General features: G+C 35.3%; 14 protein-coding genes. 5 read left to right on the top strand and 9 right to left on the bottom strand.

Annotated elements, in window-relative coordinates:
* Nucleotides 1–76: 76 nt before the first annotated feature.
* Together BO51_RS01550 and deoD are read right to left on the bottom strand one after the other, a co-directional pair.
* Nucleotides 77–1024: a nucleoside hydrolase gene (locus BO51_RS01550; protein WP_496483297.1), complete on the bottom strand. Its 948-nt coding sequence runs from the start codon at nucleotides 1022–1024 to the stop codon at nucleotides 77–79.
* Between the two features lie 49 nt (nucleotides 1025–1073).
* Nucleotides 1074–1775: a purine-nucleoside phosphorylase gene (deoD, locus tag BO51_RS01555; protein WP_496483299.1), complete on the bottom strand. Its 702-nt coding sequence runs from the start codon at nucleotides 1773–1775 to the stop codon at nucleotides 1074–1076.
* Between the two features lie 159 nt (nucleotides 1776–1934).
* Here deoD and BO51_RS01560 point away from each other — a divergent pair, with 159 nt between their 5' ends.
* Complete coding sequence (locus BO51_RS01560; RefSeq protein WP_496483301.1) at nucleotides 1935–2348, top strand: universal stress protein; 414 nt, start codon at nucleotides 1935–1937, stop codon at nucleotides 2346–2348.
* A 34-nt stretch (nucleotides 2349–2382) separates the two neighbouring features.
* Here BO51_RS01560 and BO51_RS01565 read toward each other — a convergent pair whose 3' ends face one another.
* Both BO51_RS01565 and BO51_RS01570 read right to left on the bottom strand, forming a co-directional pair.
* Nucleotides 2383–4128, bottom strand: a complete 1746-nt coding sequence (locus BO51_RS01565) for an NADH-dependent [FeFe] hydrogenase, group A6 (protein WP_496483303.1) — start codon at nucleotides 4126–4128, stop codon at nucleotides 2383–2385.
* Complete coding sequence (locus BO51_RS01570; RefSeq protein WP_496483305.1) at nucleotides 4122–5954, bottom strand: NAD(P)-binding protein; 1833 nt, start codon at nucleotides 5952–5954, stop codon at nucleotides 4122–4124. Before BO51_RS01570 ends, BO51_RS01565 begins: the two co-directional genes overlap by 7 nt.
* Nucleotides 5955–6158: 204 nt before the next feature.
* Between BO51_RS01570 and BO51_RS01575 the strand changes: the two genes are divergently transcribed.
* From BO51_RS01575 to BO51_RS01585, 3 genes are all read left to right on the top strand, one after another.
* Nucleotides 6159–6578 carry a universal stress protein gene (locus tag BO51_RS01575; protein ID WP_496483307.1) on the top strand — a complete coding sequence of 140 codons (420 nt, stop codon included), beginning with the start codon at nucleotides 6159–6161 and terminating at the stop codon, nucleotides 6576–6578.
* 156 nt (nucleotides 6579–6734) lie between these two features.
* The gene (gene nhaC, locus BO51_RS01580; RefSeq protein ID WP_496483309.1) at nucleotides 6735–8138 is read left to right on the top strand and encodes a Na+/H+ antiporter NhaC; all 1404 of its coding nucleotides are present in this window, start codon (nucleotides 6735–6737) and stop codon (nucleotides 8136–8138) included.
* Nucleotides 8139–8217: 79 nt separating this feature from the next.
* Nucleotides 8218–8862, top strand: a complete 645-nt coding sequence (locus BO51_RS01585; protein WP_496483311.1) for a hypothetical protein — start codon at nucleotides 8218–8220, stop codon at nucleotides 8860–8862.
* A 1-nt stretch (nucleotide 8863) separates the two neighbouring features.
* Here the strand turns inward: BO51_RS01585 and BO51_RS01590 are convergent, their stop codons facing one another.
* The 5 genes from BO51_RS01590 to BO51_RS01610 form a co-directional block, all read right to left on the bottom strand.
* Nucleotides 8864–9334, bottom strand: a complete 471-nt coding sequence (locus BO51_RS01590) for a peptidoglycan recognition protein family protein (RefSeq protein ID WP_496483313.1) — start codon at nucleotides 9332–9334, stop codon at nucleotides 8864–8866.
* Complete coding sequence (locus tag BO51_RS01595) at nucleotides 9312–9890, bottom strand: sigma-70 family RNA polymerase sigma factor (RefSeq protein WP_496483315.1); 579 nt, start codon at nucleotides 9888–9890, stop codon at nucleotides 9312–9314. The genes BO51_RS01590 and BO51_RS01595 overlap by 23 nt, the downstream gene beginning before the upstream one ends.
* 117 nt (nucleotides 9891–10007) lie before the next feature.
* On the bottom strand, nucleotides 10008–10589 hold the full coding sequence (locus BO51_RS01600; RefSeq protein ID WP_496483317.1) for a hypothetical protein: 582 nt from the start codon (nucleotides 10587–10589) through the stop codon (nucleotides 10008–10010).
* Nucleotides 10590–10666: 77 nt separating this feature from the next.
* Nucleotides 10667–11464 (bottom strand): glutamate 5-kinase, encoded by a 798-nt coding sequence (gene proB / locus BO51_RS01605; RefSeq protein ID WP_496483319.1) that lies wholly within the window; start codon nucleotides 11462–11464, stop codon nucleotides 10667–10669.
* A 7-nt stretch (nucleotides 11465–11471) separates the two neighbouring features.
* On the bottom strand, nucleotides 11472–12713 hold the full coding sequence (locus BO51_RS01610) for a glutamate-5-semialdehyde dehydrogenase (protein WP_496483321.1): 1242 nt from the start codon (nucleotides 12711–12713) through the stop codon (nucleotides 11472–11474).
* A 322-nt stretch (nucleotides 12714–13035) separates the two neighbouring features.
* Between BO51_RS01610 and BO51_RS01615 the strand changes: the two genes are divergently transcribed.
* The gene (locus BO51_RS01615; protein WP_496483323.1) at nucleotides 13036–14700 is read left to right on the top strand and encodes a peptide ABC transporter substrate-binding protein; all 1665 of its coding nucleotides are present in this window, start codon (nucleotides 13036–13038) and stop codon (nucleotides 14698–14700) included.
* The last annotated feature ends 24 nt before the right edge of the window (nucleotides 14701–14724 follow it).

A 14724-nucleotide genomic window follows, 5' to 3' on the forward strand; every position in this document is an offset into this window, starting at 1 on the left:
ATACTCTTATCATTCATAAATTTATGAATAGGTATAATTTTAGTAAATCCCGATATAAAAGCTTTAAATTCAAGGTTTATGCGAGTTCTGCATCTAATTTTTTAAATGCATCAAATAAAATCTCTATGAATTTATCCCTGTCGACATCCAAAAGCGCTAAAGTATTTGTAGTATCATGGGTTATCCATTCCCTTAAATCAGCCGCTGTCCTTCCTCTGTGCAATGTGTCTGAAGTATCTATTTGAACCAATAAATTTTGACCTGTAAAGATATCTTTATTCAAAACATACATCACAGCACACACATCATGCAGTGGGAAGTTCTTATATCCTTCGCTTGTATGGAACTTAGTAAAAAATTTTAATAATTTAGCGCACATTCCTGTCACTTTGCCATTGAATCTCTCCAACTCCATTATATCTTCGTTGGTTATATATGCCTTATGAGTCACGTCCAATCCACTCATTACTATTGGGATGCCACTGTTAAACACTATATGGGCTGCTTCTGGATCAGCGTATATGTTGTATTCAGCAAACGGAGTTACATTTCCTTTATATATGGAACCTCCCATTAAAGAAATGTAATCAATTTTTTCTTTTACTTCAGGAAAAGCTCTCAGCAACAAGCCTATATTTGTCAAAGGTCCCGTCGCAATCAAAACACTCTTTTCATCGCAATTTAACAGCGCGTCTCTCATGAAGAGCAATGCATTTGTTGAATCAACTTCCACTGTTGGGTTAGGAAAATCAAAACCGTCAAGACCACTTTCCCCATGCACAAAATCCCCTGTTTTCAGCTCTCTTATAATAGGACGATCCGAACCAACTGCTATGGGCGTCTTTATACCAAGATATGTATAGAGCTTTCTTAAATTTAATGTAACTTTGTCTAAAGTTTGATTGCCTGCGACAGTGCTTACACCTAGTATATTTAATCTATCTCTATTTGCTAAAGCCAAAAGTATAGCCATTACATCATCATGTCCCGGATCGCAGTCTATCAATACATTTGTCTTTTTCATTGTTCTTACCTCCATCTACAAAATTAAGAGGATGCGTAGCATCCTCTGTTTAAGCTAATTCTAAAGCTATTTCCATCATTTTTGTGAAGCTTTTTTCTCTTTCTTCTGCTGTGGTTTCCTCTTTTTTTACTATCGAATCGCTCACAGTCAAAATTGTAAGTGCATTTACTTTTGCGAAGTTTGCATTGCAGTAGAGTGCATAAGCTTCCATTTCAATGCCTAGTATATTCATTCTTTGCCATCTTTCCACTTCAGTTTCATCTGCAGAATAGAAAGTATCGCTTGATAGAATGTTTCCTACTCTAACTGGTATATTCTTCTCCTTAGCAATATTTACTGCCTTTTCTAACAGCTCAAAAGACGCTATGGCTGAATATGTTCCAGGAAGATTGTATTGATGTGCGTAGTTTGAGTTTGTACAAGCTCCCATTCCTATGATTACATCATATAAATTCAAATCGTCTTGTATTGCTCCGCAGGAACCAATCCTTATTAAATTTTTTACACCATAAAAGTGTATTAGTTCATATGAGTATATTCCAATTGACGGAATTCCCATACCTGTTCCCATTACAGAAATTTTCTTTCCCTTGTAAGTTCCAGTATATCCAAACATATTTCTTACTGTATTAAATTGTATAGGATTTTCTAAGAAATTATCAGCAATAAATTTTGCTCTAAGAGGATCTCCTGGAAGCAAAACAGTTTCAGCAATGTCACCTTTTTTTGCACTGTTATGAGGTGTAGGCATTTAATCACTCCTTTGTATTTTTTGATTAATTATTATAATACCACAAACCATATATAAAAAGCATTAGAAAAAATTACTAAATGTTATTTAATTTTATAAATTTGGGTATTATGTTAATACAGATATTTATATAATATCTTGAGAAAAGGGGAGGTTGCAATGAAAAGAATCTTAGTACCTATCGACGGATCAGAAAACTCAAAAAGAGCTCTAAAAAGAGCTAGAGAACTTGGCGAATTGTATCACGCACAATTAATAATTCTGACTGTAATTGACAATGGAAGATTTTTCAGCATTGAATATAAAGACGAGCTCATTAGAATTTTAGAACAAAATGCTAAAGAATTACTGCAAAGTGTAGAAAATGAACTCAAAGATTATCAATTTGGCGTAAAAACGATGTACAAGTTTGGAGATGTGCCAGATGAGATAATAAATGTAGCTGATGAGGAAGATGTCGATTTAATAGTAATTGGTACTAGAGGTTTAGGAGCTTTCTCAAGAGCAGTCCTTGGCGGTGTCTCACATAAAGTAGTCACACATGCAGATAGATCGGTTTTAGTAGTTAAATAATAAAAATGGCATATCAGTGGATATGCCATTTTTATTATTTATTGTCTTTTAAAAGATTTAGTTCCCATTCTTCTTGATTGGTGTGCAGTAATTTATGTGATGTATGAGATAATGGTTTTTGCAAATATTTTTCATAGCATTCTATCACAGCGGGATTTTCATGTGAAAATCTCAAATCATTTATTTTATCTAGTCCGTATAAAACTTCTGCCCTTTCTTCAGCTAGTTCCTTACCGTCCCAAATAGGTTGGCCTCCGCCTCCAGCACAACCACCTGGACATGCCATGATTTCTACAAAATCATAGGAAACTTTGCCATTTCTGATAGCTTCAATAAGCCTTCTAGTATTGCCCAGTCCACTAGCAACTGCAACTTTTAATTCTATTCCATCTATAGTAAATTTTGCTTCTTTCCATCCCTCTCTATTTCCTCTGACGTCTTTAAAAGCATCAGGGTCTGGATTTTTGCCTTCAACTAAATAATATGCACTTCTAAGAGCTGCTTCCATAACTCCGCCTGTTGCTCCAAAGATGACTGCAGCACCAGTGCTTATTCCAAGAGGTTTGTCTAATTCAATCTCTTCTAAGAATCTCACATCGATGTGTTCAGACCTTATCATTCTATCCACTTCTCTTGTAGTTAAAACAACATCTACATCCTGCCCAGCGCCTGCGTCGTTTAAGACGCTCACTCCCGCTTCATACTTCTTGGCTGTGCAAGGCATTATGGATACAACAAATATCTTTGATGGGTCGACATCCAATATCTCGGCATAGTAGCTCTTTGCAATAGCTCCAAACATCTGTTGTGGCGATTTTGCAGAAGATAATTGATCAACCATATCTGGATATTGAGTCTTCATAAACCTAACCCAACCAGGACAGCAAGAGGTGAACATAGGGAATTTTTCATTTTCCCTGTTTTTTAGTTTTTCAACAAACTCACTGCCTTCTTCCATTATAGTCAAATCTGCAGCAAAGTTTGTGTCGAATACATAGTCGAATCCCATCATTTTAAGAGCGCTGGCTAGTCTATTCACTGTAGCCTCTTCTCTTTTAAGTCCAAGGGACTCTCCCCATGCGGCTCTTACTGCAGGAGCAATCTGGACCACTGTGATTTTTTCTTCATCAGACAACGCTTCAAAAACTTTTTCTGTATCGTCTCTTTCCCTCAATGCTCCTACCGGGCAGTGGGTGATGCATTGCCCGCAAAGGGCGCAGTCAGCTTCTTCTATTCTCCTATTTTTAGATACATCAACTCTTGTCCTCGAACCAGTATTTGCAATATCCCAAATGTTTAAGCCTTGTATCTTATCACATACTTCAATACATCTCATGCACTTTATACATTTCTCATAATTTCTGACTAAAGGAAATCCTTCAGTCCATTTTGCATGAGGCAATTGCAACTCATAAGGTATATCCAATATTCCCAAATCATTAGCTATTTCTTGTAAACTGCAATTCCCGCTTCTTACGCAAGTAGCACATCTAGCATCGTGTTGAGAAAGAATGAGTTCAACATTTGTCCTTCTAACTTCTCTTACCTTTGGACTATTAGTGTGAATTTCCATTCCTTCTTCTACTACATTGTTGCAAGCAGGTATAAGTCTATTTATTCCTTCTATTTCTACAACGCATACTCTACATGCACCGATTTCATTTAATCCTTCTAGATAACATAAATTTGGTATCTTAATATGATTCAGTTCTGCGGCTTTAAGAATTGTAGTTCCCTCTGGGACAGTGACTTTTTTATTGTTTATAGTTAAGTTTACCACTTTTCAGTCCTCCCTCCTTTAAATACTCCAAATCCGAAGTGGTCGCATCTTAAGCATCTCTTTGACTCTTGATTTGCCTCTTCTAAACTCATTGGACATTCAGCCAATAAGAAGTCGTCTATTCTATCTTCAACAGGTCTTTCTTTCATGTTAACTCTCCCACAAGGAACTCTATCTGCTAATCTAGGTTGAGGAATATTAACATCTGATTCAATCACATGATGATATCCTAAGTAGTTGTCTATATTTGCAGCAGCAACTTTCCCAGCGGCAATAGCTTGAATAACTGTAGCAGGCCCTGATATGCAGTCCCCTCCCGCAAATACTCCAGGTATGTCCTTTACACCAGCTGAACTAAGTGCATCTATTACGCCTCGTCTTACAGGTATCCCATCTTTTTCAAAGTCTTTAGATTCAATACCTTGCCCTATAGCTATGACAACGACATCGCATTCAATCTCTATAGGTCTCTCTTTAGCATCTTGAGTCTTTGGCCTTCCGTTTTCCATCTTTCCAACAATCTGTGGCTGTACTATTAACGCCTTTACTTCTCCATCTTCATTTGCTTCTATCTTTATAGGGTTCGAAAGTTCATATACTTCGCATCCTTCAGCAATCGCTGCTTCAACCTCTTCTTTGAGCGCAGGCATATCATCTTTTCTTCTTCTATAAATTATATTTGCATTTTTAGCACCTAATCTAATAGCAGATCTTGCGACATCAATCGCAACATTGCCACCGCCAATTATAGCAACTTTTTTGTCTTTAAAATCAGGATATATTCCATCTCCAATGTCCTTTAATATATCAACAGCTGAATATACTCCCTTTGCATCCTCCCCTTCTATACCCATGCTCTTGTGGATTTGAGCGCCGATTGCTATATATACGCTGTCGTACTTGTCTTTTAAATCGACCACTGAAATATCTTTGCCTATAGTGACATTGGTAAATACATTTACATCATACGAAAGCAATGTATCTATCTCTTTGTCCAATATCTCCCTTGGCAATCTATAGCTTGGAATCCCATATCTTAGCATGCCGCCGAGTTTATTCCTTCTCTCGTAGATATCAACCTGATGTCCCATCATAGATAAGAAATACGCACATGTTAGTCCACTAGGTCCCGCGCCTATTACAGCAACCCTTTTGCCGGTTAAAGGCATCCTTTCAGGATTTTCAACCTCACTTGCATTGTCAACAGCAAATCTCTTTAATCCTCTGATATTTATTGAGCTATCAATCATATTTCTCCTGCACCTGGTTTCACAAGGATGTTCGCAAACGTATGCACATGTGGCAGGCATCGGATTGTCTTTTTTGATTAATTTTATTGCATCATCATATCTTCCTTCTGATATTAGCGCTATGTAACCAGGTATATCTACCCCTGCAGGGCATAAAGATACGCAAGGCACTGATTGATATATGCCAAAATTGCATCTATCCCTTAATATATGTTCTTCAAAATCATCTCTAAAACCTTCTATACCCTTTAATACCATATTTGCAGCCTCATACCCAATTGCACAGTCAGCAGATAAATAAATGCTCCTTGCTGTCTTTTCAATTAAATCAATTGTATTAAGTGTAGCTCTTCCATCGAGAACATCTCCTAGCAATGCTTCCAGCTGCCCCAATCCAACTCTGCATGGTACGCATTTTCCACAAGTCTGGGCATGAGCCATCTTGACAAAGGACAATGTTAAGTCAATTGGACACAAGCCAGGAGGTGAAGCTATAATACGTCTTTCGAGATCTTTATACATCTCTTCGACAGTGGCTTGAGCTTTGTCTTTTGTAATAATACTAAGCCTACTCATCAAAATTTCCCCCTTTTGTTATTAATCTAACAAAATTATATAGCATTATGTCAATAAAATAAAGAAAATTTTTCTAAATGTTTGCAATATTGAATGTAATGGTTATCATTGACAATTATTTGTCATACAATTCAGAGAATATTATACTTCTTTGCTATCTTTTTATTATACTGGGTATAACTATTACAAAAGGAGGGTGTTATTATGAACAAAATATTGGTGCCAATTGATGGCTCGAAGTGTTCTCAACTTGCCATGCAAAAAGCAAAAGATCTTGCAATTGCATTTGATAGCTCCATCACTGTGATTACAGTTGTGGACAGTATAAAATACCTTGATATGGAGTACAGGTACAATGCAGTTCAGAAAGACATAGAGTATGCAAAAGAGCTTCTAAAATTTGCAGAAAAATTCTTTGAGGATCTAGGAAAAGACATAAACACACTCTACAAAACAGGCGATGTCGCTGAAGAAATAGTCAATTTTTCAGAGGAAGGCGATTTTGACTTGATAGTTATCGGTTCTCGAGGTATGGGAAGATTCTCTAGAGCAATTCTCGGCAGTGTAAGCCAAAAAGTGTCCCAAGTGGCTAAAACTAATGTATTAATTGTTAAAAAACCTTAATAACTAAATCAGATATTGATATTTCCTTATTGCCTCTGATATTCTTTTATGTTTCAATTACTTTAATTTTTAGAATATATTGAAATATTTTTATTTATGTTGTAAGCTAATATAAATAGTTGCTTATAGCAACTCAATAATTGGAGGTGTTTATTTATGAAGGAAAAGAAACAGGCTACAATTTTTCATGCTCTTATTCCTATAGTCGTTCTTATTATTTGCCTTTCTTACGGAATAATAGTACTCGGCGCAGACCCTCACATACCACTACTAGTAGCAATTGTAGTAGCTTCGTTGGTGTCTGTTCTTATGTTGAACTTCTCTTGGGCAGAAATTGAGAAAGGTGCCATAGAGACAATTCAAATGTCTATGCAAGCAATACTTATTTTAATGGTAATTGGTACTGTAGTAGGTTCTTGGATATTAAGCGGTACAGTTCCAGCAATGATTTATTATGGTCTTAAAATACTTTCTCCAGGAATCTTCCTTGTAGCTACAACATTGATATGTTGCGTAGTTTCACTAGCAACTGGTAGTTCATGGACCACTGCAGGTACTGTAGGTGTGGCTCTTATTGGAGTAGGTAGAGGATTAGGGATCCCAGTTGAAATAGTTGCAGGAGCAATTGTTTCAGGTGCATATTTCGGAGATAAAATATCTCCTCTTTCCGATACTACCAATTTAGCACCTGCTATGGCCGGATCAACTTTATTCGAACATATTAGATACATGCTTTACACAACTGTACCTAGTTTAATTATCGCTTTAATACTGTACGCTATAATAGGATCTAGATATGCAGGTCAAACATTAGATACTTCAAACATAGATTTAATATTAAATGGTTTATCAGCAAACTTCTATATATCACCTGTTTTGTTGATACCACCATTAGTAGTAATATTAATGGTTGCATTTAAAGCCCCTGCTCTACCAGGTTTGTTAGCAGGAACTGGTTTAGGTGCATTATTTGCAGCAATATTCCAAAAATCTAGTTTAGGTCAAATCGTAGATACTATACACTATGGCTTTTCAATTGAAAGCGACACTCAAATAATCAATGAATTGCTAAACAGAGGCGGTCTAGATTCCATGATGTGGACCATATCTTTGATACTCTTGGCCATGACATTTGGAGGAATTATGGAAAAGAGCGGAATGTTGGGCGCATTAGCTCAGAAGATACTTTCTGTTGCAAATTCTACTGGATCACTTGTTTTGGCTACAATACTCTCTTCAATAGCAATAAACATACTAGCAGCAGATCAATATCTGTCAATAGTTATACCTGGTAGAATGTACAAAGATGCTTATGACGAGATGGGTCTTGAACCAAGACTATTGTCTAGAACACTTGAAGATGCCGGTACGCTTACATCGCCTCTTGTCCCTTGGAACACATGCGGAGCGTATATGTATAGTGTTCTATTAGTAAGTCCTCTTGCATATCTTCCATATGCATTCTTAAACTTGATTAACCCACTAGTTGCAATCTTCTATGGATTTACTGGAATAACTATAAACGATCCTAAAAAACCAAAAAAGAATAAGGTTAAATAAAAAAGGCAGCCAAGGCTGCCTTTTTATATTGATTAAAAAGCTATTATATAGTATGCTCTTCTTGAAAGAGGGTGTGTGAATGAAAAAAAGGTACATATTTATCATCATATTAGCTATATTGGCATTGCCTTTGTTGTACTTTAGAAATGAGATAAAGTTCTTAAGTTCTATTGCTACATCTAAATTAACCTCTCCTAAAAACGATAGTGAAGAAACACCGATAAATCCACTCGATAAATACATAGAAGTAGAATCAAATTCAACACAAAATACCGATGCAAACAATATAGAGCCCAGCGATACACAAAGTAATGGCAGCATAGGAAAAAATAATGTGCAAAATAAAAATCCTCAAACAATCACTACACCAAATAATAAATCTTTTGATGAAATCATAAATATTTATAATCCAAAATTTAAAGCTTTAGAGGATGAATTCAACTCATCCCTTGATAAATTGATTTCAGATGCATTGTCAGATTACAATTCAGGCAATTACACAAAATATCAATTGGCAAGATTTTATTTGGATAAAGGCTACAAAATAGAAAAAGAGTCTGATGCAAAATTCTATTCCCTTTTAAAAGAATTAGAGAAAGAACTAAAGGAAAACTCCATAGATCTTTCTCTAAAAGATGAAATAGCTAAATACTACGAGAGCGTCAAATCAACGAAAAAGAATAATTTAATCAATAAGGGAATGGCTTTAGTAAATGGCAATTAATCTATATTGAATCGAAGAAATAAACCCACTCTCTCCAGCCAAATCCACTCATACTCTTAGGGCAAATTTTTAGAGACGCATCAAAGTGCCTAACCACATTTTTCTTTTCTAGATTGTATTGATAAAGCAATGTTCTTATTAAGAGTATTGCTTTTTCTTTGGTCTTATACCAGTCATTCCCTTCGTTTACGCATAGTTCAATGCCGATTGAGTTGCTATTTGTTATCCCAAATCTCCCCTTGCCGTCGCCACAATGATAACTTGAATTTTTATCTTCCACCAACTGAATTACGTGATCTTCGTCAATCACATAATGACTTGATGCATTGATATTTGGCTTGTTAAAGTACTTGAAATGGTTTATCGCATTTGCGGTTTTATTTGTGTTTCCAGTATCATGTATGACTATATAGCTTATTTTTACGCCCTTTCTAGATCCAAAATTATTTTTAATCAACATTTTTTCTATCATAAAATACCTCCATTTTTTCTTTTAATTTCTTGTGTGCTCTCCTCTTTAGCTCGAGCACAGTCCTATAGCTTATATTATGCAATTTACTTATTTCATTAATGTCCAGTCCAAGATAGTAAAACTCAATTATTGTCTCCCTTTCTTTTAATGAAAGACTTTTAAATAGTTCTTGTATTTGATTAGAAAAATCTCTGTTTATCACTTCTTCTTCCAAATTCACTTCGCTTTCCAATAAATCTATCAATTCAGTATCCTCCTCATTTTTCTGATTCAATGACAGCATCTCTTTTTTTGAATTAAGCTTATTCAAATAGAAAAACTTTAGCCTTGTTTTTACAAATCCGCTAAAGTGCACATTTTTTCCTTTGTCAAAATCTCTTATGCATTCTAAAACTATAACTTTGCCGTCTTCTACTAAATCTTCAAATTCAAAATAACTATTATAGTATTTCTTTATTGAAGAAATGATCAATGGGTAAAATCTCTCTACTAATTCATATTTAGCATTATCATCTCCTCTAATTGAATCTTCATATAACCTTTCAATCTCCTCCATCATTTGCTCCATTCAAAGAGCGCTCTTTTTTTATTCCTAGGTGAGATAAGCTTAATATAGATCTGCAAAAAAATAAAAAGTAGAGTTCGAATATAAAGAACTCTACTTTTTTAAAGTCTACTTAATTTTTTCTAAAATGTCGTCAATTTTCATAAAAAGCCTCGCTATGTCAGACTTCATAGCTGGAGAATCCTCATTTTGATAGTAAATAAGTGCCTCCTTTACTTTGTCTTTTTCAACTTCTTTATGTAATTTTTCAACCAATTCTCCGTTCTTAAGTTGTTTTAAACCAGTATTTAAATTACATAAAAGTCTAAACTCGGCCGTATTTTTTAACCGAATATATGTATCTCCTCCAGTTGTATATATTTTCTCCACACAATTCAATTTAAAATACCCCATGGCTCCATCGTCTTTGCCAATAGGTTCTCTCACCTTTAGCTGTATATAAATAAGACTTGTAGATATTGCGACAGGAATAGCCGCTTTGCTGGTCAATATCTGACGATAATAGTTGTTTGATGCTTTTAAGTCGAATTGATAATGCATGCATAAATTTTTTATCACAGTTTTTATGGTTTTTCCTAACAGGACTTCTCTATCTTCATAAACAAGCTTTGTAGCATTTCCTATTTTTTCGTCATAGCAAGGAATTAACGCTAAAAGCTTATCGCTATAAATCCCATCATCATTTCGCATCGTTCCACCTCCTCAACATTCATTCTCACGATAGATTATGAGATGAATATATCAGAACATGTGTTCGATGTCAATAACTATTTATCTCCTCCATAGATCAAAGTGCCTACTGTTTCTCCTTTTAAAATCCTTAGAACAATGCCTTCAGTTTTGCCATTTACTACAACCAAAGGTATTTTAAATTTATTCACATATTCAGCAGCCTTTAGTTTTGTGCTTACTCCGCCTGTGCCAAAAGAACTTTTTTCACCAATATCTATATCTTTTTTGATGCTCTCCACATCGTTTATCTCATGAATGATTTCTGCATCGTCGTAATCTTTTGGGTTCTTATCGTATATGCCTTCTATATCGCTCATCAAAATAAGCAAATCAGCTCCCCACAGCACGCTTGAATATGCTGCAAGCATGTCGTTATCACCTATTTTAATCTCATCGACACTCACAGTATCATTTTCGTTGATTATGGGTATTACACCCTCGTCAATCAATGTAAACAGCGTGTTTCTAATATTCAATGTTCGGCTCTTAGATTCAAAATCGTCTTTCGTCAAGAGTATTTGAGCTACATGTAAATTTTTCTCCCAGAATATTTTCCTATATGAATCCATGAGTTCTACTTGCCCGATTGCACACAGTGCTTGCTTATAATGAATATCTTCTTTCCTAGACCATTTGCCGATTGTAGATACCCCTGCAATCCTCGCTCCAGAAGAAACAATTACCACTTTCTTTCCGCTGTCTACAATTTCTTTGATTTCATTTGAGAGTTCTTTAATAAATTCTTTGTCGATCTTTCCCGACTCATCAGTCAGTGTGCTAGATCCTATCTTAATGACTATCTTTTTTGCAGATTGTAAAGCTTCTCTATCCATTTTACACCTACTTTCTTATCTGACCATTGCCAATAACAACATATTTATATGTTACCAATTGCTCAAGTCCTACCGGCCCTCTAGCGTGGAGCTTTTGAGTACTTATCCCCATTTCCGATCCAAAACCGAATTCTGTGCCATCAGAGAATCGAGTAGAGGCATTTACATAAACGCAAGAAGAATCGACCCTTTTTTCGAAAATACATGCGTTCTTTAAGTCATTAGTAATTATTGCCTCAGAATGCTTGGTCCCATATTTATTTATATGATCTATTGCATCATTTAAATCATCTACAACTTTCACCGCCAGTATATAATCCAAGTATTCCTCATACCAGTCGCTTTCATCCGCTGGATACACATCAATTATTTCTTTAGTTTTCTCGCACCCTCTTAGTTCTACTTTATCGTGAATCTCTTCATATAGTAATGGCAAAAAAATGTCTTTTATATCTTTGTGAATCAGAACAGTTTCACACGCGTTGCAAACCCCTACTCTTTGAAGTTTTGCATTCTTAATTATATCGATTGCCATTTTAAAGTCAGCAGATTCATCAACAAATATGTGGCAATTCCCTTCTCCTGTTTTTAAAGTGGGAACTTTTGAGTTTTCAACTACATAGTTGATTAAATCTTTCCCTCCCCTAGGAATTAAAAGATCTAATTCCCCTGTTAAATTCATCATCTCATCAGCTACTTCTCTTCTTTCGTCCTCTATGAAGAAAACTACATTCTCTGATATATTTGAGCTTCTAAGCCCCTCTTTAATAGCTTTTATGATAGCAATATTGGTATTTAATGAGGATGAGCTCCCCTTTAATAGAATTGAATTTCCAGATTTTATTGCCAGACTAAATGCATCTACCGTAACATTTGGCCTTGATTCATATATTATTCCAATTACTCCTATAGGAACACTCATTCTCGCAATTGTCATTCCATTTGGCCTAGTCCAGACTTTATCTGAATTCCAAATAGGATCGTCAAGTTTAACTATCGAATGAATATTGTCGACTATGCCAGCTAGTCTTTCTTCGTCTAAATAAAGTCTATCAATTAGCCCTTTTTTCATCCCTTTGCTATTTGCATTCAATACATCCAACTCATTCATATTTAAAATTTCCTGCCTTTTATCCCATAACTTATCCGAAACTTTTAATAATGCTTCATTTCTCTCCTCCAAGCTAGACATTTCAAGGTCTCTTTGTGCTTTCTTCAATTCAAGCGCCATAGTTTTTATATCTACCATAATCTCCCCACCTAAATGTTTTCGTATATTATAGCAGAATTAGAACATTTTGTGAATAATTATGTGATAATACTGAATTTTTCATATTTTGATAGTATTATTTTTTATTTCTGCATTTATGTATATTAGTTTCATATGTTATAGCATTATCGCAAATTATTAACATTACAGTTTAATGATATTGCGATTTTTTTAAATTATCTCAATATTTTTATTGATAAGAAATTGGCAAAATTATGGGCTATATTATCTCTTGTCAAAATATTAAAATAATGTTAAACTAAAGTTGTCGTAGAGCAATTTAAATAAAGGGGGAAAACTTATGAAGAGCAAAAAACTATTGATTTTACTAAGTTTGCTTTTAGTTGTTTCTGTGTTCGTATCAGCTTGTAGTCCAAAGGAGGAAACTCCAACAACCGAACCAGAAGAACCTACAACAGGCGAAGAGCAAACAGGTGAAAAAATACTTCGTACAAACAACTCAAGTGAACCCGGTTCATTAGACCCAGCACTTGCACAAGGTACCCATGAATCATGGATACTTAACAATCTGTTCGAAGGTCTCATGAAGCACGATTCAACAGGACAAATTATACCGGGAATGGCAAAAGAATACACTTTGTCAGAGGACAATTTGACTTACACATTCACTCTTAGAGATGACATTAAATGGTCAAACGGCGATCCTGTAACTGCACAAGATTTCGAATTTGCATGGAAAAGAGCTCTTGATCCTGAATTGGCAGCAGACTATGCATATCAGTTGTACTACATCAAAGGAGCAGAAGCATACAACTCCGGAGAAGGTACAGTAGATGATGTAGCTGTAAAGGCTCTTGACGACAAGACTCTTGAAGTAACTCTTGAGTCACCTACTGCATATTTCCTAGACCTATGTGCATTCTACACATACTACCCAGTAAATAAAGCAGTAGCAGAAGCTAATCCAGATTGGGCAAAAGACCCATCAACTTATGTTTCAAATGGACCATTCACATTAAAAACATGGGAACATAATGCAAAAATCACATTAGCTAAAAACGAAAACTACTACGACAAAGACAGTATAAAATTAGACGGTATTGATTTTGATATAATTGAAGATGAAAATACAGCATGGCAAAAATATGAAGGTGGAGAGTATGACATATTGCTACCTCTTCCACAAGCAGTTGTAGCTCAGCTTAAAGCTGAAAACAACCCAGAACTTCAAATAGGGCCAGAAGTTGGAACTTACTACTACAACTTAAACAACGAGAAAAAACCTTTCAACAACAAGAAAGTAAGACAAGCATTGGTATATGCTCTCGACAGACAAACTATCGTTGATAAGATAGCTCAAGGTGGACAAATTCCAGCAACAGGAGTTGTACCTCCAGGACTATTGGATGAAAATGGAGAAGACTACAGAAAAACTACCGGTGACTTTATAGGTTATGACCTTGAAAAAGCAAAGACATTGCTTGCTGAAGGCCTAGCTGAAGAAGGCATGACTGTTGAAGATTTCAACGCACAAAAATTTGTTCTGCTATATAACACTTCAGAAGCTCACAAGAAGATAGCTCAAGCTGCTCAAGAAATGTGGAGAACAAATCTAGGGCTTGAATTAGGATTGGAAAATGTTGAATTCCAAGTAAAACTAGATAGAGAAAAAGCTGGAGATTATGATATATCAAGAGCTGGATGGATTGGAGATTATAGCGACCCAATGACAATGTTGGATCTATGGTATACAGATGGACCTTTCAACGATGCTAACTACAGCAATCCAGAATATGATAAATTAATCGACATCGCAAAGGGCACAGCTGATCAAAAAGTTAGATTCGACGCTATGAGAAAAGCAGAAGCTATATTGATGGAAGATGTTCCAATTGTTCCTGTATATTTCTACACTCAACCATATGCTGTAAAACCATATGTTACTGGAGTATACAAAATTCCTATCAATTACCCTACAATCACATACGCTGATATAAATAAATAATTTGTCAGAAATATTATATTTTTT

This window comes from Soehngenia saccharolytica DSM 12858 (assembly GCF_059568515.1).

Excerpts from the sequence above, each read along its gene's own strand:
- BO51_RS01615 (WP_496483323.1), top strand. The coding sequence starts at position 13,036 with ATGAAGAGCAAAAAACTATTGATTTTACTAAGTTTGCTTTTAGTTGTT.
- BO51_RS01585 (WP_496483311.1), top strand. The coding sequence starts at position 8,218 with ATGAAAAAAAGGTACATATTTATCATCATATTAGCTATATTGGCATTG.
- BO51_RS01550 (WP_496483297.1), bottom strand. The coding sequence starts at position 1,024 with ATGAAAAAGACAAATGTATTGATAGACTGCGATCCGGGACATGATGAT.
- deoD (WP_496483299.1), bottom strand. The coding sequence starts at position 1,775 with ATGCCTACACCTCATAACAGTGCAAAAAAAGGTGACATTGCTGAAACT.
- BO51_RS01575 (WP_496483307.1), top strand. The coding sequence starts at position 6,159 with ATGAACAAAATATTGGTGCCAATTGATGGCTCGAAGTGTTCTCAACTT.
- BO51_RS01590 (WP_496483313.1), bottom strand. The coding sequence starts at position 9,334 with ATGATAGAAAAAATGTTGATTAAAAATAATTTTGGATCTAGAAAGGGC.
- proB (WP_496483319.1), bottom strand. The coding sequence starts at position 11,464 with ATGGATAGAGAAGCTTTACAATCTGCAAAAAAGATAGTCATTAAGATA.
- BO51_RS01600 (WP_496483317.1), bottom strand. The coding sequence starts at position 10,589 with ATGCGAAATGATGATGGGATTTATAGCGATAAGCTTTTAGCGTTAATT.
- BO51_RS01560 (WP_496483301.1), top strand. The coding sequence starts at position 1,935 with ATGAAAAGAATCTTAGTACCTATCGACGGATCAGAAAACTCAAAAAGA.
- BO51_RS01595 (WP_496483315.1), bottom strand. The coding sequence starts at position 9,890 with ATGGAGGAGATTGAAAGGTTATATGAAGATTCAATTAGAGGAGATGAT.
- BO51_RS01610 (WP_496483321.1), bottom strand. The coding sequence starts at position 12,713 with ATGGTAGATATAAAAACTATGGCGCTTGAATTGAAGAAAGCACAAAGA.
- BO51_RS01570 (WP_496483305.1), bottom strand. The coding sequence starts at position 5,954 with ATGAGTAGGCTTAGTATTATTACAAAAGACAAAGCTCAAGCCACTGTC.
- nhaC (WP_496483309.1), top strand. The coding sequence starts at position 6,735 with ATGAAGGAAAAGAAACAGGCTACAATTTTTCATGCTCTTATTCCTATA.